At 37.5% G+C, this 19632-nt stretch carries 14 protein-coding genes; 2 read left to right on the top strand and 12 right to left on the bottom strand.

Annotated elements, in window-relative coordinates:
- Positions 1 to 10: 10 nt before the first annotated feature.
- Both IGK27_RS08475 and IGK27_RS08480 read left to right on the top strand, forming a co-directional pair.
- Entirely contained in the window at positions 11 to 1501 is a 1491-nt protein-coding gene (locus IGK27_RS08475; RefSeq protein ID WP_033626656.1) for a glucosyltransferase domain-containing protein, read from the top strand.
- Between the two features lie 213 nt (positions 1502 to 1714).
- Positions 1715 to 1894 (top strand): hypothetical protein, encoded by a 180-nt coding sequence (locus tag IGK27_RS08480; RefSeq protein ID WP_002384325.1) that lies wholly within the window; start codon positions 1715 to 1717, stop codon positions 1892 to 1894.
- A gap of 87 nt (positions 1895 to 1981) precedes the next feature.
- Here IGK27_RS08480 and IGK27_RS08485 read toward each other — a convergent pair whose 3' ends face one another.
- From IGK27_RS08485 to glnA, 12 genes are all read right to left on the bottom strand, one after another.
- Positions 1982 to 2947 (bottom strand): hypothetical protein, encoded by a 966-nt coding sequence (locus IGK27_RS08485; protein ID WP_033626655.1) that lies wholly within the window; start codon positions 2945 to 2947, stop codon positions 1982 to 1984.
- A gap of 175 nt (positions 2948 to 3122) precedes the next feature.
- Entirely contained in the window at positions 3123 to 3413 is a 291-nt protein-coding gene (locus IGK27_RS08490) for a hypothetical protein (protein WP_002356942.1), read from the bottom strand.
- 47 nt (positions 3414 to 3460) lie between these two features.
- Positions 3461 to 4699, bottom strand: a complete 1239-nt coding sequence (locus tag IGK27_RS08495; protein ID WP_002362084.1) for an aminoacyltransferase — start codon at positions 4697 to 4699, stop codon at positions 3461 to 3463.
- A gap of 311 nt (positions 4700 to 5010) precedes the next feature.
- A complete protein-coding gene (glmS, locus tag IGK27_RS08500; RefSeq protein WP_002379595.1) occupies positions 5011 to 6819 on the bottom strand; it encodes a glutamine--fructose-6-phosphate transaminase (isomerizing) in 1809 nt (602 codons plus the stop codon).
- A 442-nt stretch (positions 6820 to 7261) separates the two neighbouring features.
- The gene (locus IGK27_RS08505) at positions 7262 to 8095 is read right to left on the bottom strand and encodes an energy-coupling factor transporter transmembrane component T family protein (RefSeq protein ID WP_002356939.1); all 834 of its coding nucleotides are present in this window, start codon (positions 8093 to 8095) and stop codon (positions 7262 to 7264) included.
- Positions 8092 to 9798: an ABC transporter ATP-binding protein gene (locus IGK27_RS08510; RefSeq protein WP_002380507.1), complete on the bottom strand. Its 1707-nt coding sequence runs from the start codon at positions 9796 to 9798 to the stop codon at positions 8092 to 8094. The genes IGK27_RS08505 and IGK27_RS08510 overlap by 4 nt, the downstream gene beginning before the upstream one ends.
- Before the next feature lie 100 nt (positions 9799 to 9898).
- Positions 9899 to 10450, bottom strand: a complete 552-nt coding sequence (locus tag IGK27_RS08515) for an ECF-type riboflavin transporter substrate-binding protein (protein ID WP_002356937.1) — start codon at positions 10448 to 10450, stop codon at positions 9899 to 9901.
- A gap of 229 nt (positions 10451 to 10679) precedes the next feature.
- Positions 10680 to 12035 carry a phosphoglucosamine mutase gene (glmM, locus tag IGK27_RS08520; protein ID WP_002356936.1) on the bottom strand — a complete coding sequence of 452 codons (1356 nt, stop codon included), beginning with the start codon at positions 12033 to 12035 and terminating at the stop codon, positions 10680 to 10682.
- Positions 12028 to 13191 carry a CdaR family protein gene (locus IGK27_RS08525; RefSeq protein ID WP_002356934.1) on the bottom strand — a complete coding sequence of 388 codons (1164 nt, stop codon included), beginning with the start codon at positions 13189 to 13191 and terminating at the stop codon, positions 12028 to 12030. Before IGK27_RS08525 ends, glmM begins: the two co-directional genes overlap by 8 nt.
- Positions 13188 to 14072: a diadenylate cyclase CdaA gene (cdaA, locus tag IGK27_RS08530; protein WP_002389035.1), complete on the bottom strand. Its 885-nt coding sequence runs from the start codon at positions 14070 to 14072 to the stop codon at positions 13188 to 13190. Before cdaA ends, IGK27_RS08525 begins: the two co-directional genes overlap by 4 nt.
- Before the next feature lie 205 nt (positions 14073 to 14277).
- Complete coding sequence (nifJ, locus tag IGK27_RS08535) at positions 14278 to 18009, bottom strand: pyruvate:ferredoxin (flavodoxin) oxidoreductase (protein ID WP_033626654.1); 3732 nt, start codon at positions 18007 to 18009, stop codon at positions 14278 to 14280.
- A 258-nt stretch (positions 18010 to 18267) separates the two neighbouring features.
- Entirely contained in the window at positions 18268 to 19608 is a 1341-nt protein-coding gene (gene glnA, locus IGK27_RS08540) for a type I glutamate--ammonia ligase (RefSeq protein ID WP_002356929.1), read from the bottom strand.
- Positions 19609 to 19632: the final 24 nt, after the last annotated feature.

Consider the following 19632-nt stretch of genomic DNA (forward strand, 5'->3'; position numbering starts at 1 on the left):
GTGGAGTACAATGATGAAACAATTACCTACAGAATCAAAAAAATTTGATTTAAAGAATTGGTGTATTGAAAATAAAGCCTATCTTCTATTGATCATTTTAATTTATCAAGTGGCAGTTTTATCCATCGGCATTATCAATTTCCCTTACTTAGATGATAATGCTCGCCAAGTCGCTGGAATGACAGATTTTGGTACGACTTACGCACGTTGGGGCAGTGAATTTCTCTCATGGTTTGTTCAAGGAAGTCGTCATTTGACAGATCTGGGCTTGACCACACCGATTCTAACAGGTCTTATCTTATCTCTCACAAGCATACTGGCTATTTATATCATCAATGACCAAAAAATTAGCTGGGGTTCCTCTTTAGTAGCTACTTTAATTGGCCTCAATCCTTGGTTCCTTCAATGTCTTAGTTTCAGGTTTGATAGTCCCTATATGGCATTGAGTATTTTTTGTTCGTTTCTTCCTTTTTATTGGTGGCAGCGTAATTCTTTTACGTTTTTCTTGGTTTCTGTTTTTTCACTGTTTGTTATGTTTAATACTTACCAAGCCTCGTCAGGAATTTATATAGTTATCGTCTTATTCCTTACTTTCAAGCAGTTACTTGCTGGAGAAAATTTCATTGCTCTTTGTAAAAAAGTCGCACTTGCTGCTATCGCTTATCTACTTTCTATAGTCAGCTACCTTATCGAGTTAAAATTTGTACCTTCCGCAACAAACAACATTGGGGGCAGTCAGGCCTTACCAAGTTTGCACGATATTCCCAGTGTGGCTTATCAAAATAGTTACCATTATTTTTCAGAGCTATTGAACCAGAGTAATCGTTTATGGTTTTTATTACTGCTCCTACTGCTTGTTTTATTTTTTATTAGTCATCTATCAAATAGCAAAATCAACTTAGGCTTAAGTTTCCTTTATTGTATCTTGTATTTAGGACTTGCTTCTCTCTTAAGTTTTGGTATTTTTATTGTCTATTCAAGAAATATCGCTGGTGATGCGCCTCGCTATATTTACGGATTTGCTGTTTTCGTTACAATCAGCATGTTAAGTTTATTTAACAATCGACAAGTGAAAGCAATTTATCTAACTTCGTTACTTGTGGCCAGCTTGTTATCTTATTATATTTTATCGTTTGTTTTGGTGTATTCTTCCACATTAAACTATCAAAAAGAAGCATTCAATCGCCAAGCAGCTGTTTTAACAGATGATTTAAAAAATGTTGTAACAAACGAACGAAAAAAAGTTTATTTAAATACGTTTTTCAAAAATTCAACTGTTTATGCTAATACAAGTCGAAACTACCCAATTCTTTCAAAAATCGTGCCACCAAATGACGGTCTATATTTCCCTAATTACGTTTGGTTCAATACTTCATCGAATTTAGGAGTAGAGATGGCACCACTGACCGATACTGATATGTCTAAAAATCAAAAAGTAGTAAGTAATCACTTTTATGACATTTATACAAACAACAAAGAAATATTTGTGTTTATGAAATAATTTGTTCCATCCAAAAACACTTCTTTTGCAATAAACGTGACTGTATGGTTTGATTAAGATGGATTAAGTATTCTTTCCGGGTACATTTAGTACTTCCTGAAACTTGCTTATTTCCCATTTTTCTTATGAAGTAACAAAATTTTTGAGAAAAAACAGCTCGTTTTCTATGTTATGATAGAGAAGTGAAAATCACCAGAAAGGTTGTTGCGGACTATGAGAACTCATCAGAAAAAATTATTTTTATTTTCAATGATTTTATGGTTAGTTGAATTTTTAATTACACGGATTTCTGATTCTTTTCCAGGAGCAACGCCATTGTTCGTTGTGATTTGCTTGATTCAAGGAATCCTTTTTACTTATTTCTGTCTTGCTTTTTTCTATTATCCGCAATAATCAGTCAAGAAAAGCAATTAGAGCAGATTCAGCAAATTTCTGAAACCGAAAAAATGGCACGTCCTCGCTTTTAGGACGTGCCATTTTTTAAAGCATTATTTGTGTAAAAGCCGTTCGTATCGCCTGTTGAACTTTTTGAACAGCAGCGATTTGATGGCCTTTTGCTTCAGTCAATTCTTTTTCAATATATTCAGGATAGTAGGTTGCCAAATAACCCAAGACCCAGATAGTTGGATCTGAAATAACCGTCTCTGCTAATGGATACAAATAGGCAAGATGCAACCGAATTTCTTCTTCCAAATGCTGCAGCATAATTGGATCATCATTTTCTAAACGATTCCTAAGTTCAGTACAAATTTCGGAATAGATTGGCGTATTTAACGGTCCAGTTTTTCCTTCTAGTAAGACTGTCTGAGGCTGATTGTCATACCAAAGAAAAGTCAGTGGTTCTGAAAATTGCAACAGTGCTAATTCTTCAATGAACCATTCCCGAGCAAAATAACTAAGTGCTTGGTTCATAACTAAATCTTTTGCGACTTCCAGAAATACTGGTTTAGGCAAATATAAACTGGTTTTAATGTTCGCTAATTGTTGATAAACGGGCAATTGATCGCTTACTAACAAGTTCCTTTTAATTGCTTGAATTTGCTGCGTTTCTAATTGTTGATACGCCTCTTCCACTTGCATTAATTGCTGTTCTAACGTTTTTTGTTGTGCTAGCGTTATTTTTTTAGTTTGAAGTATTTGCTTCAATAAAATATACCCTTCAATAAAGCGACGACTTTGACTATAAATTTGCATATAAATTGCCGCTGTTTCAAGGTTCTCAAAATAAGTCTCTTGGAACGCTTCTGCCAATGCTAGTGCTTCGTCAGCTTCACCCATTTCCAACAATAATTGGACAATTTTTTGGTTTACTGGCGGCGTTTGTTGTAGCTGATAGGCTTGTTGAAAATTTTCTAAAGCGGCGATCTGATTATGTTCTACAAGTGCTTCTTCTCCTTGTGCAATAAAACGTTCATAGTTTTTGGGAAATTCATGAATGGTACTCATATCTAACCTCCTTTATTTCTTATTTAAAGCAGATGAGCCTGGGACAAAAATCACTTTGGATTTTTGCTCCAGGCTCAAAACCTGATAACCGGCGGGAACAGAACCAACACTACGCGTTGCTCGGAGCTATACACTTCTGTCCCGACCTCGATTTTAACTATTCAAACGGACTTTTTTAGTAAAGATTACGAATAATAATTGCCGTTTCTAGGTCGCCTTCAGCGTTCATCTTCTCCGCCTTTTCTTCTAAACTATACCCAGCAAAACTTTCGTTTGTTAAAACATCTGCTACTGTAAATTTAGCAACTTTTTCAATACTGACTGCATCTGGTGCTACTTCTTGCACGCTATCCCAGCCTGTATCAATAAAGACTTTTGTATCTTCTGTAATCGCTTCGTTTGCTTCTAACACCTGCATAATTTCTTTTAACTGTGCATACGTCATAACCTCGACTTGATTTTCCATTTAAACGCCTCACTTTGCCATTCCTTTTTTAGGATTGGGTTTTAATTTTAGACTTTTTCTTTAATTGTTTTTAATGCGTGATATAAGGCATATTTCATTGGTTTGGCTTTCCATTGGAAATTGCCCATTAATTCTTCGACATGACCGCCAAAGGATTGTTTGAATTTAAGAACCCCATCACTTCCATCAAAGACACCGTCAACGCCATAAAAATTATATTTGGGAATGTTATTTTCTACTGTGTAAGTTAACATTTTATGTTGAATTAAATACGGTGCATAGTATTGTTTATATTTTTCATACGTACCACTAAACAAGTAAACAACTTCTTGTGGATGAACAATGAATAAGGCACCTGCTAAAATTTCAGGTTCATCTGATGTTTTCATTTCTTTAGCCTCGTCAATCCGTTTGCGCACGGTACGAACTTCATCTTCAAATTCACGTTTCTGGTTATTTTTTTTACGGCTTTTAGGATTGGCAATTAACGCTTCATTGACTTCGTTGAGCGTCTCTTGTAATTTGCGTAATTTCTCATGAAGATTTTCTAAATAAGTAGCAAAGTTTAGTTCCGCCACCATAAATTTTGCTCGTTCGCCAAACTCTTCATAAACAGCTTGGTAATAAGCTAAATCCTTATCTTCAAAATTACGTCGTGCACTTGTTTCTTCCGTTAATTTCTTAAAGAGAGGTAACTCTTCGTAACGAAGTTCTCGGGTTGTTACTCCATATTCCCATGTTTTCTTGATGTCATATTTAGCATCTTTTCCATAAGATTTCCAGAGCTCTTCTTCTGTTAATCCAGCCATATCTTTGACAAACAGCCAACGTGGCGCGCCATCAAAATTGTGCACATCAAACCCTTGGTGTTCAAAACCAATTGATGTGAAATAGTCAAATGTTTCTTGATTGACCTTTTCAACTTCACCGCCATTAAAATCACGTAAACAAATTTGTTTATTTGGAGTAAAGGTTAAATAAAGGCCATCATTTTTTTTCACATATTTTTTTAAGCCTGTGAAAAAGGCTTCTACACATTTTTTATCTGTATAATCCATCAAAATTCCGCCGTCAATGTCGAAAGCATAACCAATTTTGACTTTTTTCTTGCTTAGGATACACGCAGCAATTAGTTGGCCTTCTCGTTTGACGCCAACGTATTCACAATGCCAGCCACGTCGTTCCAATAAATGTTTCATTTCGGGTGTTTCTAAAAAGTTACCTGCAGGATGTGTCATTGCAAAGGTAGTAAATTCTTGTTCAGTTAATGTACTAAACTGATCCATATCAAACAACTCACAATCTTTTTTTGTTAAATAAATTAGCACTTTTCAGCTTAACCTACTTTTTGCTTTCTTTTCAAACAAAGTTACCTCACTGGCTAATTCTTATTTTTCGGTTCTTATTAATTATATCTAATTTTGCTAAAATGCAAACAGTTTTCAACGGAAAAAAAGAATTTCTTTGGAATCTTTCATTTTTGACTGAATATCTTTCTTTTATAAAAAATATCTGAGACAAAAATCTAAAGTGATTTTTGTCTCAGATATTAAAACTCATGAAAACCCGTTGAACATCTTTCTCTCAGGTTCTTGATTTACTCAACAGTTACACTTTTGGCTAAGTTCCTTGGTTTATCAACATCGTAGCCTCTTTGTAAGGTTGCATAGTACGCTAATAATTGGCCTGGAACAATGCTAACTAAGGCAGAAAGTAACGGATGAACATCTGGAATAATCAGTTGGTCCTGTGGTTTTGCCAAGGATTCCAAAGCAATCACAATATTTCTTGCTCCACGACTTTCGACTTCCTTTAAATTGCCTCTTGTATGGGCTGCGACTTTGGCATCTGTCACAATCCCAATCACAGGTGTTCCTTCTTCAATTAAGGCAATCGTTCCATGCTTCAATTCACCTGCCGCAAAGCCTTCTGCTTGAATGTAGGAAATTTCTTTCAACTTCAAGGCCGCTTCCATCGACACATAATAGTCGACTCCTCGCCCGATATAGAAGGCATTTCGAGTATACGTCAGATAATCTTCCACCAAGGCTTTCATTTGTTGTTTTTCATCAATCAAGGTTTCCATGACAGCTGCTACCACGCTCAATTCGTGAGCCACATCAAATGAGACGGCTGCTAATGTTTGGCGTTCTTCACCAATTGCTTTTGCTAAAATAGCTAAGACAGCGATTTGAGCAGTATAAGCTTTGGTGGAAGCGACAGCAATTTCTGGTCCTGCGTGTAATAACAAGGTATCGTCCGCTTCACGTGATAATGTTGAGCCAGCAACATTTGTTAATGTAAGTGATGGATGCCCTAATTCATTAACCTGTACCAGTACTTGGCGACTATCTGCCGTTTCACCACTTTGACTTAAGAAAATGAAGAACGGTTTTTCAGATAAAATAGGCATGTTGTAGCCAAATTCGCTTGATAAATGAACTTCCACAGGAATACTGGCAATCGTTTCAATTAAAGATTTTCCGACCCAACCTGCATTATAACTTGTCCCACAAGCAATAATGTAAATTCGGTTACATTGATTAATTTTTTCCAGTAACGCCTCATCTAAAGTCACTTTTTCACCTTGAGTATACGCTTGAACAATTTTGCGCATCACTGCAGGTTGTTCATCAATTTCTTTGAGCATATAAAACGGATATGTTCCTTTTTCAATGTCATTTAAATCTAATTGCGCTTCAAAAGGTTCTCGGTTGATTACTTGTCCTTCTGGCGTTTCGATTACTACTTTGTCCGCTGTAACAGTTACAATCTCACCATCAACAATCTCAACAAATTGATTGGTTTCTTTAATCATCGCCATCGCATCACTACAAATAACATTAAAGCCTTCACCTAGACCGATAAGTAACGGGCTTTTATTTTTCGCTACATAGATAATATTGGGGTCCATTTTATCCATTAATGCAAAAGCGTATGAACCTTTAATTTCGGCTAAAGCCGCTTTAAAAGCATCTTTTGTTGAAAAACCATTTTCAGCAAAATGAGCAATTAATTGAACGACGATTTCAGTATCTGTATCACCAATTAAGTGAGCACCACTTAAAAATTGTTCTTTTAATTCTTCAAAGTTTTCAATGACACCATTATGCACTAATGCAAAGCGTTGATCGCTTGAAACATGGGGATGTGCATTGGCGACAGTTGGTTCGCCATGAGTGGCCCAACGAGTATGACCAATACCAACTGTTCCATCGATTTCTGGCGTTAATTTTGCTGCTAAATCGGCAATGCCCCCAACTGCCTTAACTACATGGGGCTGTTGGCTTTGATCATTCACACAAATCCCAGCAGAATCATAACCTCTATATTCCAATTTTGTTAATCCTTGAATCAAACTTTCCGTGACATTTTCTTTTCCAATCATTCCGACAATTCCACACATAATGCTAATTCCTACTTTCCAATTGAAATTCTGTATTTACTAGGTCCTGTTTAACTAGCAAATCCCATTATATGTTTCTACCTGCGTGATAACCGCTTTGTTCTAACTTCACAATTAGTTTTTCTTTGTTATCTGTAGAGTGCAGTCCCTAGAGCCACCCGCCGAATCTTCGATAAGCTCTCTCCTCGTCACCTGAACGTTCAGGTCTGGCGCTATCCGATATTGGTCTATATACCTCCTTTGTAAATATATTCCGTAGAAACATAAACAATCATACAATTAAAAGTAGGTACTTGTCAACAAAAATCTAAAAACCGAAAATTGGTCTAGTTCTTTAAAGTTGCAAAAAAAGAATCTAGTACACTCATAGTAAGAGAAAGTACTAGATTCTTAATAATAAAAAAATATCCGTTCTATTTATAGAACCTTATCAATTTGTTATTTATTGGAATGGATTATAAAACCGACCACCATTCACATGGAACAACCAGAAACTGATTCCTAATAAGCATAAGGCAAGTATCATTACCGAAAAATCACGCAGATGAAAAGGTTGTTGCGCATACCACGTTCGATTTTTCTTTTGACCAAAACGCCTTAATTCCATAGCGGTACTCACAGTTTCAATTCGATCTAAACTAGATAGGATTAAGGGTAAAACGATTTGTGCTACGCCTTTGATTCGTTGGCCTAACCGTCCCTTTTTTGACATCTCATACCCTCGCGCTTGTTGTGCTAAAGAAATATTAAAAAAATCTTCTTGGATATCGGGAATATAACGAATAGCCAGCGCTACTGCATAACTAATCCGATAACTCACACCAATTCGATTCAGGCTGGAGGCAAATTCACTAGGATTTGTTGTTAATAAAAAGATTAATGCCAACGGAATCGTACAGAAATATTTTAAAACTAAATTAAATTCATAAAATAATTCTTCTTGTGTCAAAGTAAACCGTCCGATTCCTTCCCAAATCACGGTACGTGATTGATATAAATCAACCCCATATTCAGGTGCAAAAAGGTAAACCGTTAAGATATTTAACAAAGAAAAAATAGCAATAAATTTAATAACAAAAGATATTTGATGCCATTTAATATTTGATAATTTTAACAAAACAAGCGAAACCACAGACATTCCTAACAGATAACGAGTATCATACGTGGTCATACAAGCCACAGAGACAACGATTAAAAAGACTAATTTGCTTGTGCCGTTTAAGCGATGAATCCAGGTTGAATCAGGATGATAGCCTAACATTTGTCGTTCACTCATCCAAAACGCACCTCACGATCGTAAGCAACAAATTTTTCCGTAAATAGCAAGGGATTTTCCAAGCCTAACGCTTTAGCAAAGGTAAACAAGCTTGTTTCTTTTAAAGAAGCTGCTTGAATTAATTTTTCATCTGTTAAAACAGCAACTGGAGTCGCATCTGCTAGTAAACGTCCATCACAAACTACTAACGCACGTGTTGTATATTCCAACATTAAGTGCATATCGTGAGTGATCATTAAAATAGTCACACCTAAGCGGTTCAATTCTTCTAAAAATGTCATCATTTCTGTATAATGTTTAAAATCTTGCCCAGCTGTTGGTTCATCTAAAATTAATAATTCAGGTTCTAAAACTAAGATTGATGCAATAGTTACCCGTTTTTTCTGCCCAAAACTCAACGCAGAAATCGGCCAGTTCCGGAAGGGATACAGCCCACAAATATGTAAAATATTCGTCACACGTTCCTCAATTTCTGCTTGTGGCACATCTCGTAAAACTAATCCTAAAGCTACTTCTTCAAAAATCATTTTTTTAGAAATCATTTGATTGGGATTTTGCATCACATAACCAATTTTATCTGCACGTTCTTTGATTGAATAATTGGAAAAATCCTGTCCTTCCCATAAAATCTTGCCAGATTGAGGCGTGATGAACCCGCAAATTATTTTAGAAAGTGTAGACTTCCCGGCACCATTTTTTCCTACAATGCTGATCATTTCTCCATGATGAATAGTTACTGAGAAGTCATCTAACACTTTTTCACCGTGACGATCATATTGATAGGACACTTGTTCCAAACGTAATAGTTCAGCTCCTTTGACTGCACTAACTGAACTAGGTTGGACAGACCACTGTGTCATTTTAGGCAAAACCGTTTCGCCTGATACTTCGGCTAATTTGTCTAAATGACTAACTTGTGTTAAATCAATCCCAGCATATTTCATGGCTGTAACGTACAAAGGTTCACGAATCCCTTGTTGGGTCAACGTATCTTGACGTAACAATTCATCTGGCGTTGTATCAGAAATAATTGTGCCCTCATTCATGACAATAATTCGATCAACTGATTCGCAAAGAACGTCCTCTAAGCGATGTTCTATTATTAAAACAGTCGCTTTTGTTTCTTGTTGAATGGTGTCAATCAAAGTCATTGTTTCTTGTCCCGCTCGTGGGTCAAGATTAGCCAAAGGTTCATCAAAAAGTAAAATTTTTGATTGGTTAATTAGAACGCCCGCCATAGATACACGTTGTTTTTGACCACCTGACAAATCTTGTGGACGGTGTTGCAATAACTGATTCAGCTCAACAATCTCGGACCATTTCTGAACCGCTTTTTTCATTTCTGCTTGTTCAACTGCATCGTTTTCTAAAGCAAAAGCAATATCCTCAGCAACCGTTAAACCGATAAACTGCCCATCGGTATCTTGTAAAACAGTTCCTACATCAAAAGACAAATCAAATAGACTTGTTTCTTGGATATTTTTACCAGCAACCGTAGCTGTTCCTTGAATCTCACCTTCATAAATATTGGGAATTAACCCGTTGATACATTGCGCCAATGTTGATTTACCACTACCACTAGGCCCAACGATTAAAACCTTTTCTCCTTCATAGATGGTTAATTGAATCCCCTTTAATGTTGGTTCAGATTGGCTATGATATTGAAAGGAAAAATTATTAAAAGTAATGATTGGTTTTTTCATTCGGCCTCACCTCAGTTTCTCCATAAAAGAAAGGGTCTGAGCATTAGCAAAGTAATTACTAGGGCAGACCCTTAACCATTTAAATTATTTCGACAGTTTCTTAATCTTTTGATAAACTGCCTTTCTTTGTTCTTGTTGATGCATAAGCTTTCATCAACAATGTTCCAATAATCCCCACAGCGACAATATTTGAAACAGTCGCGAATACGCCTTGTGTAAACACTTTACTTGCGGGTTCACTATAAATCAAAATATCCAAGCTAGGCGCGATTAAGCCCCAAACGACGATATTGCCAAAGGCTTGGAAAATATTGAAACGCACCATGTCATTTGTTGTGAATTCACCATGTTGAAGATCCATTTTACGACCAGCGAAGCCAAAAATAATACCAATAATTCCTGAACAAATAATCCAGCTCCACCAAGCGCTACCATACGTGGTAAAATCTTTCAATGTGTGACCAATCAAACCAATTAGCCCTCCAGCTACTGGTCCAAAAACAACTGACATTAAAGCAAGAAATGGATACGACGTTTCTAAGTTCGTATTAGGAATTCCAGTTGGAATTACAACGAATCGACCTAAAATAACAAAAACTGCAGAGCCAATTCCAATTGCTACAATTGTCTTGACGGACATTTTTTCTTTCATTTCGCTCCTCCATTCTATAACTCCATTGATTTACAGCCGCTCCCTTCTTGATTTTATCAAATAAAAAAAGAAGATACGCGGTGCATCTTACTTCTAAAATAGTACCCTTTTAACCGCTCTATGTCAATGATAGACGGAGCTTATTAGCTATTTTCTTTTTTTGATTTCCAACAAAGAAACCAGACACTTAACGCAAGCTAGCATTAAGTGTCTGGTTTCTAATTTGTTCTTATTCAACGCCGATTTCTGCACGTACTACTTCAGCAATTTTATCAACGTAATAATCAACTTTTTCTTGTGTTGGCGCTTCGGCCATCACACGTAACAATGGTTCTGTTCCAGAAGGACGAACTAAAATACGACCTTCGCCATTCATTTCTGCTTCTGCTTGTTCGACAACTGCTTTGATTGCCGGAACTTCCATTGCACCATTTTTATCTGTGACACGAATATTGACTAATTTTTGTGGATAAATCGTCACTTCATCCGCTAATTCAGATAATTTTTTGCCCGTTTGCTTCATAACATTCAACAATTGAATCCCTGAAAGCATGCCATCACCTGTTGTGTTGTAATCTAAAAAGATCATGTGACCAGATTGTTCGCCACCAAAATTGTAATCATTTTTACGCATTTCTTCTACAACATAACGATCACCCACTTGCGTTACCACATCTTTTAAGCCAATTTCTTCTACAGCTTTATGGAAACCTAGATTACTCATCACCGTTGTAACGATTGTATCTTTTTTCAAACGTTTTTTCTCAGCTAAATACTTGGCACAAATATACATGATTTTATCACCATCGATAATTCGTCCTAATTCATCGACCGCAATAATTCTATCGCCGTCGCCATCGAAAGCCAAACCAGCATCTGCGCCTTTTTCAACAACCATTTCTGCCAAAGCTTCAGGATGAGTGGAACCCACACCATCATTGATATTCAATCCATTAGGACTTGTTCCCATTGTATAGAAATCTGTCTCTAAATCCGCGAAGACACGATTGACTGCTGTTGCAGTTGCTCCGTTGGCCGCATCTAAACAAACAGTCATATCTGCTAAATCGCCAGGAATACTTTGAACTAAAAATTGTGAATATTTTAGTAAGCCTTCTGGAAATTCATCTAATGAGCCTAAGCCTTCAGCAGAAGGTCTTGGTAAGGTGTCTTCTTCTGCGTCTAACAATGCTTCAATTTCTGCTTCTTGATCGTCTACTAATTTGAAGCCGTCTGCCCCAAAAAACTTAATCCCATTGTCTTCCGCAGGATTATGTGAAGCTGAAATCATTACGCCAGCGGATGCTTTTTGTAAACGAGTAAGATATGCTACACCAGGTGTTGAAATCACCCCTAATTGGAAAACTTCAATCCCGACTGATAATAACCCAGCAATCAATGCTTGTTCCAACATCTCACCTGAAATACGTGTATCGCGGCCTACGAGAACACGAGGTTTTCTTGAACTATCTTCATGTTGACTCAACACATAACCACCGTAACGCCCTAATTTAAAAGCTAATTCAGGTGTTAACTCCTTATTTGCAATTCCTCTTACACCATCTGTTCCAAAATATTTACCCATTTTGATTCTCCTTAGTCACTTGATTCTCTGTATTTTCAGTTGAACCAGCAGTTGTACTTTCTACTGTTGATCCCTCACTTGTTGTTTCAGAAGTATTTGATTCTACTTGACTGGATGTACTTGGTTGTACTGCTTGGCTACCTGAGCCAACCGTTGTTGAACTTGCAGGTTCCTCTGAAGTTTCATTTGTATTTGATGACTGTTGTTGATTGTACACGGGGCTCAAAGAAACGTCAACCTCATCTGGTGTAACTACGTATTCTCCATTAACGGGAATAGTCACTGATTGTTTTGTTTCTTTGCGAATATCAGAAATATCTACCGGTACCTCAATTGATTCTAGCGTATCTAAAATTGATTGCGGACCACTGACCCTAACTTGGTACGTTGATAAACTATAATTGTAATGAGCGATCCCAGCAGGTGGCGTACCTGTCATACTAACATTCAGTGGTACATCTTTTGTTGGCGCAGTTAAGCCTACCGTTACTTTGACTTGTGGTGCTGGATTTTCGATACTTAGGACTTGACCTTTGGCATCTAGCGCTTGGACATTTACCGTTTGTTTAATCGTATCAATTGTTTGTTTGGCACTTGAGACTGGCGCAATCACTTTGTCAATTGCTTTCGCTGTTTCTTCTCCAGTTGTTACTTCTACAGTTTTTGGATCTACAGAAATATTTTTTACTTTGTAGCCTTCTTTTTCAATGTTATCAGAAAGTTGTGCTTCTACATCGAATTTTTTTGTTACTCTCTTTTCAATCGTTACAGTCACTGTTTTCGGTTCAATTTCAGCTGTAACAGCTGAACTTAGTCCCCGAACTGTCAAAGGCACTTCCGAAGTCCCTAATGGCAATTTGGTTAAGTCTGCGACCACTTGGAAATTTCGTGTGTCAGCATTTGATTCCATGTTTAATTGAATGCGGTTCGCACTACGTAAATGAACATTTACACTCTCTTCAAATCCAGAGACATAATATTTGTCTTTATCGTATTGGACTTGGACAGGAATATTATTCAGTGTCTCACTATACGTTTGGCTTGAACCTGAATTGGAGGGATTATTGCCTGTTGCATTGGCATTAAAAAATAACAACAATGCAAACAGCAATGAAAGCAAACCATTAAACCAGCTTTTTTGGGAGGCTTTTCTCATTTGCGTTTAACCCCCTTTGTTACATCATCGATAAAATGCTGCAAAGCACTTTTTTTATCTTCCGATGATTCCGAAATTAACTCCTTACGCAAAATTGTTAAATACTCTTCTTGCGTTAGTCCAGGAATTAATTCATTGTTCAATGTCAAACTAACGTCACCAGTTTCTTCAGAAACAACAATCGTAATGGCGTCACTGACTTCACTGATACCGACTGCGGCTCTATGGCGCGTTCCAAATTCTTTTGGAATTAAATTGCTCTCTGATAGCGGTAAATACGCACTAGCAACAGCAATTTTTTCATTTTTGATAATCACCGCACCATCATGTAGTGGTGTATTTGGAATGAAAATATTAATCAGTAATTCACCAGTAATATCGGCATCCAAATCAATACCTGTCTCAATGTATTCATCTAAACCGGTATTGCGTTCAATGGTTATCAAAGCACCAATTTTCCGTTTTGACATGTACTGAATGGCTTTGTCAAAGGCCTGAATAATACGCTCATCTTCTTGTTGCGCACCTTTATTCGGGCGGAAAAACGAACTTCTCCCTAGATGTTCCAGCCCTCTTCGCACTTCTGGTTGAAAAATAACAACCGCGGCGATTACACCATACATGATGACTTGATTCATTAACCAAGATAATGTATGTAGACCAATTATCTCACTTAGAATGCGGATAATGATAAAAACAGCGACACCTTTTAATAGTTGGACTGCTTTTGTTCCACGAACAAGCATGATTAATTTGTAAACGAGGTACCATACGACTAGGATATCTATGATATTGATAACAAAATCCTTAGATAAGAAATCCGTTGAGATGACTTGCTGCCAATAATTCAAATCTAATAATTGATTCAATTGAAACGACATCATACCCCTCACTTCTCTCTCAAGATTTCCTAACAAGTATACCACATTATTTTCTTTCATCACAGAACGCAAGCGGAAACATCAAAAAAATTTAGGAACTTTTTCAAATAACTTGAAATTTTTCATCAAAAAATCGCATTTCTAACTAAAAAACGTGTCTAAGCAAAAAGCTCAGACACGTTTTTTTGATTTCTATTTAATCTTGTTAATCTTGCCCACGTTGTTTTCTCTTGGCTGCTCGTTCTGCGCGGCGGGCAGCCCTTCTTGCTTCCGCTTCCGGATCAACTACGCGTTCTTTTTTCACTCGTGGCTTCTCGTTCTCTGGCGTATTTATTTCTGGTTCACTTTGTTTTTCAAGTTTTGCTCGAATTTTTTCTTCTTGACCAGCTAAACGAGCATAATTATAGAACCGTCTCTTAGCATCATTAATTGTTTTATTAAATAACAATTCCGCTGTATCTGGTTGACTAGATTCTAAGGATGCAAAGCGAACTTGTTGGCGCATAAACTCTTTCATTAATGAAAAATCTGGTTTTTTAAAATCCAATGTCATTGGTTCTTTGCCCTTTTCTCGCAATAATGGATTATAGCGATATAAAGACCAGTAACCTGAATGAACTGCGTCTTTCGCTTCTTTCAACGTTTGACTCATCCCACCTGCTAAACCATGTGTAATACATGGTGTATAAGCAATAATAATCGATGGTCCAGGGAATTTTTCTGCTTCTTCAAAAGCTTTAATCGTCTGCATTTGGTTTGCACCTGAGGCAATTTGAGCGACATAGACATTTTCATAAGTCATTGCCATCATCCCTAAATCTTTTTTAGAGGCATATTTCCCACTGGCAGCAAATTTCGCAATCGCTGATGCCGGAGTTGCTTTGGAAGTTTGGCCACCTGTATTGGAATAGACTTCATTATCTAGAACTAACATATTTACATCCGCGCCACTAGCTAACACGTGGTCAATACCGCCGTAGCCAATATCGTAAGCCCAGCCGTCCCCACCAATCATCCACTGACTTGGTTTGACAAAAAGATCTTGATCGTCATAAATTGCTTCCAATAAAGGTTGATTCGTTTTTTCTTCAAGCAAAGCTGCACGTAATTTAGCTGCACGTTGTTGCGTACCTTCACTTTCTGACAGATGTGCTATCCAATCTTCCATCAATAGACGCAACGAGTCACTGGCTACAGAAAAAGCTTTGGTCATTTTACTAGCTAAACGTTCGCGACGCGCTTGCGTTGCTAACAACATGCCGTAACCAAACTCGGCATTATCCTCTAAAAGAGAATTTGACCAAGCTGGACCTTGTCCTTGTTCATTCGTAGTGTAAGGTGTCACACCCGCTGCAGCACCCCAAATCGATGAGCAACCTGTTGCATTAGCAATCAGCATTCGGTCACCAAACATTTGCGTCAATAATTTAACATAAGGCGTTTCGCCGCAACCAGAACAAGCACCAGAAAACTCTAATAAAGGTTTATTAAATTGCGAACCTAAAACAGTATTCGGTTTTGCCGGGTTTTCCTTTTGACGTAATGTCATAGCAAACGCCCAGTTCATAGCCTGCTCTTTTTCTTCTTCATAAGGTCTCATTACTAAAGCTTTGCCTTTAGCTGGACAGGCTTCAACACAAAGACCACAGCCAGTACAATCTTTGACTGAGACTTGGATACGATACTTCAAGCCGTCGGCACCACGTAGATCACGCACAATGAATCCTTCTGGCGCTTCAGTCATTTCTTCTTCATCTGCTAAGAATGGTCGTATCGCCGCATGAGGACATACAAAGACACACTCATTACACATAGTACATCGATCGCTAATCCACTCAGGTACTTCTAATGCAACTCCACGTTTTTCAACTGCCGCAGTTCCCAAAGGCATCCGCCCATCTGTCATCCCATTTTTCGCTAGTGTCGCAACAGATAACGCATTGCCTTCTTGACGATTAATCGGTTCAACAATTTCATGAACAAAATCACTAACATTTTCTGAATGTTTTCGAGGTTGAACTTCAAGCGTTCTCCACTCTGCTGGAACAGGTACCTGATGCAACAATTCAACGGTCTTATCGATTGCTTGAATATTTTTTTCGACAACTTTCATGGACTTATGACCATAACTTTTCAGTGCTTCTTCTTTTAAAATTGGCAACACTTGCTCAAAAGGCATAATTTGCGCTAATTTGAAGAAAGCTGTTTCCATCGCGGTATTAATTCGCCCGCCTAGTCCGACTTCACTAGCTAATTTCACTGCATTGATTGTATAAAACTGAATCTCATTTTCAGCTAGATACCGTTTTAATTGATTGGGTAAAAATCGTGCTAGTTGTTCATCATTCCAAATGGTATTTAAGAGGAAAGTACCACCTTTTTTTAACCCTTTTACTAAATCATAGGTATGCAAATAAGCGGCTGTATGACAAGCCACAAAATCAGAATGTTCAATGAGGTACGTTGAACGAATAGGCGTCTCGCCAAAACGTAAATGAGAAACGGTCAACCCGCCTGATTTTTTTGAATCATAATAGAAAAAGCCTTGAGCATACTTGTCTGTATGATCACCGATAATCTTAATTGCTGACTTGTTCGCCCCTACTGTCCCATCAGAACCAAAGCCCCAAAATTTAGCTTGATAGGTTTTCGGATTCGTCAAATCAAGTGGTTTGCCAACTTCTAATGAAGTATAAGTTAAATCATCATCAATCCCAATTGTAAAACGCTTCTTCATGGCAGAACGTTCTTTCATTAATTCATCAAAAACCGCAACAATTTGATTTGGCAATACATCTTTAGAACCTAAACCATAGCGCCCACCAATAATCGTTGGGCGAATATCCGTTTCATACATCGCACTTTGGACATCCAATAATAACGGTTCACCACCAGCACCGGGCTCTTTCGTCCGATCCAAGACAGCAATTGCTTTAACTGATTGTGGTATTTTTTCAAGAAATGTTTCAACTGGAAATGGTCGATAAAGATGGACATTAAGGAAGCCAACTTTTCTTCCTTGTTCTTGTAAATAATCAACCGTCTGTTCAATTGTTTGTGCAACTGAACCCATCGTGACGATCACTTCTTCTGCATCTTCTGCGCCATAATACGTCACCAAATCATAATTGGTTCCCCGTAACCGGTTAATTTCTGTCATATATTTTTGAACAATACCAGGTAATTTTTCATAATAAGGATTTATTGTTTCTCGTTGTTGAAAGTGAATATCTGGATTTTGGTTCATTCCACTAACGGAAGGGTGATTCGGATTCATGCTCCGACGACGAAATTCGGCTAATTTCTCTTGGTTTACTAAGGGTGCTAATTCTTCATAGTCAAGAACTGCCACTTTTTGAATTTCATGACTTGTTCTAAAGCCATCAAAAAAGTTCATAAATGGAACACTCGCTTCAATCGAAGCTAAGTGAGCCACTGGTGCCAAATCCATCACTTCTTGTACACTGCTTTCTGACAACATAGCAAAGCCTGTTTGGCGTGCGGCCATTACGTCTCCTTGATCACCAAAAATATTTAAAGCATTCGTAGTTAAAGCTCGGCTCGCCACATGAAAAACAGATGGTAATAGTTCTCCAGCTATTTTGTACATATTAGGAATCATCAAAAGTAACCCTTGTGAAGCCGTATAGGTCGTGGTAAGCGCGCCTGTTTTTAAAGAGCCATGGACCACGCCGGCAGCACCAGCTTCCGATTGCATTTCGACTACTTTCACAGGTTGACCAAAGATATTTTTCTTACCTTCGGCCGACCACTGATCAACAAGCTCAGCCATTGTTGAACTTGGTGTTATTGGATAAATGGCTGCTAATTCTGTAAAGGCGTAGGAAATATAAGCAGCTGCTGCATTCCCATCCATTGTTTTCATTTTCCGCATGTTTTTCTCATCCTTTATATCTAAAAAATAGAATAGTTGCACGCATATTCTTGTTTATTATAGCGGAATTTCACAAATTATGAAAGATTTTGTCAATTTTTTTGCTTAAAAATAAAAGAGAAATTGAGAGAAAAACCACTTTATCCCCTATAAACAAACTATTTCACTGAATTAAAATTACTTTATTTTGTGAAACAGAAATTATCTATTCATTCACAAACTAAAGAACGAAAGAGGAAGATAAGCGTTTCGGCTTATCTTCCTCTTTCTAAACATTAAGATTATTAAAAGTAACGGCTTTTAGTACAACTCCAAATATTGTTCTCTTTCCCATTCAGAAACGGTTTGACGGAAGGCTGCCCATTCCATTCGTTTTGCTTCTACAAAATTGGCAAAAATGTGACGACCTAATGCATCAATCATTACTTGATCTTTACGTAATTCTTTGATGGCATTGTGTAAGGTTGATGGCAAATCTTCAATTTGTGCATGTTGACGTTCTTCCTCATTCATCACATAAATGTTACGATCAACTGCTGGCGGTGGTGTAAGTTCATTACGAATACCATCCAAACCTGCTTGTAATAAGACAGCCATTGTTAAATACGGATTCGCTGAAGGATCGACAGAACGTAATTCTAAACGAGTCGATAAACCACGAGATTCAGGAACTCGAATGAGTGGTGAACGATTTCTGCCGCTCCAAGCTACATAAACAGGTGCTTCATAACCTGGTACCAAGCGTTTATAAGAGTTCACTGTTGGGTTACATACCGCAGTATAGGCACGGGCATGTTTTAATAAACCACCTAAGAAATGATACGCAGTTTGGCTTAAGCCCATCTCTCCTGACTCGTCATAAAAAACATTACCTTCTTCATTAAATAATGACATATTGCAGTGCATACCAGAACCATTAATTCCAAACAAAGGTTTTGGCATAAATGTTGCATGCAAGCCATGTTTGCGCGCAATAGTTTTCACAACTAATTTGAACGTTTGAATATTGTCACAAGCATCAACTACATCCGCATATTTAAAGTCAATTTCATGTTGACCAGGTGCTACTTCATGATGCGAAGCTTCCACTTCAAAGCCTAAACTTTCTAACTCTAAAACAATATCACGGCGACAATTTTCACCTAAATCGGTTGGCGCAAAATCAAAATAGCCACCTTTATCATTCAAGTCAGTGGTAATTTCACCATTCTCATCTAATTTAAATAGGAAAAATTCTGGTTCTGGTCCTAAGTTAAACGAAGTAAAGCCTAATTCTTTCATATCTGCTAAGGCGCGTTTTAAATTACCGCGGGGATCTCCGGCAAAAGGGGTACCATCAGGATTGTAAATATCGCAAATTAAGCGCGCAACTTTTCCATGGTCGCTTTCCCACGGAAAAATCATCCATGTAGATAGATCAGGGTATAAATACATATCACTTTCTTCGATACGAACGAATCCTTCGATGGATGACCCATCAAACATCATTTTATTATCTAATACTTTATCTAGCTGACTCACAGGAACTTCAACATTTTTAATTGTTCCCATAATGTCGGTAAACATTAGTCGTAAAAAACGTACGTTTTCTTCTTCTGCAATATGTTTAATCTCTTCTGCCGTTTTGGCTTTTCTTGTCATCGGTCTGATCCCCATCCTTCATTT

This window comes from Enterococcus sp. DIV0236 (assembly GCF_050558525.1).
Lineage (GTDB): Bacteria > Bacillota > Bacilli > Lactobacillales > Enterococcaceae > Enterococcus > Enterococcus faecalis.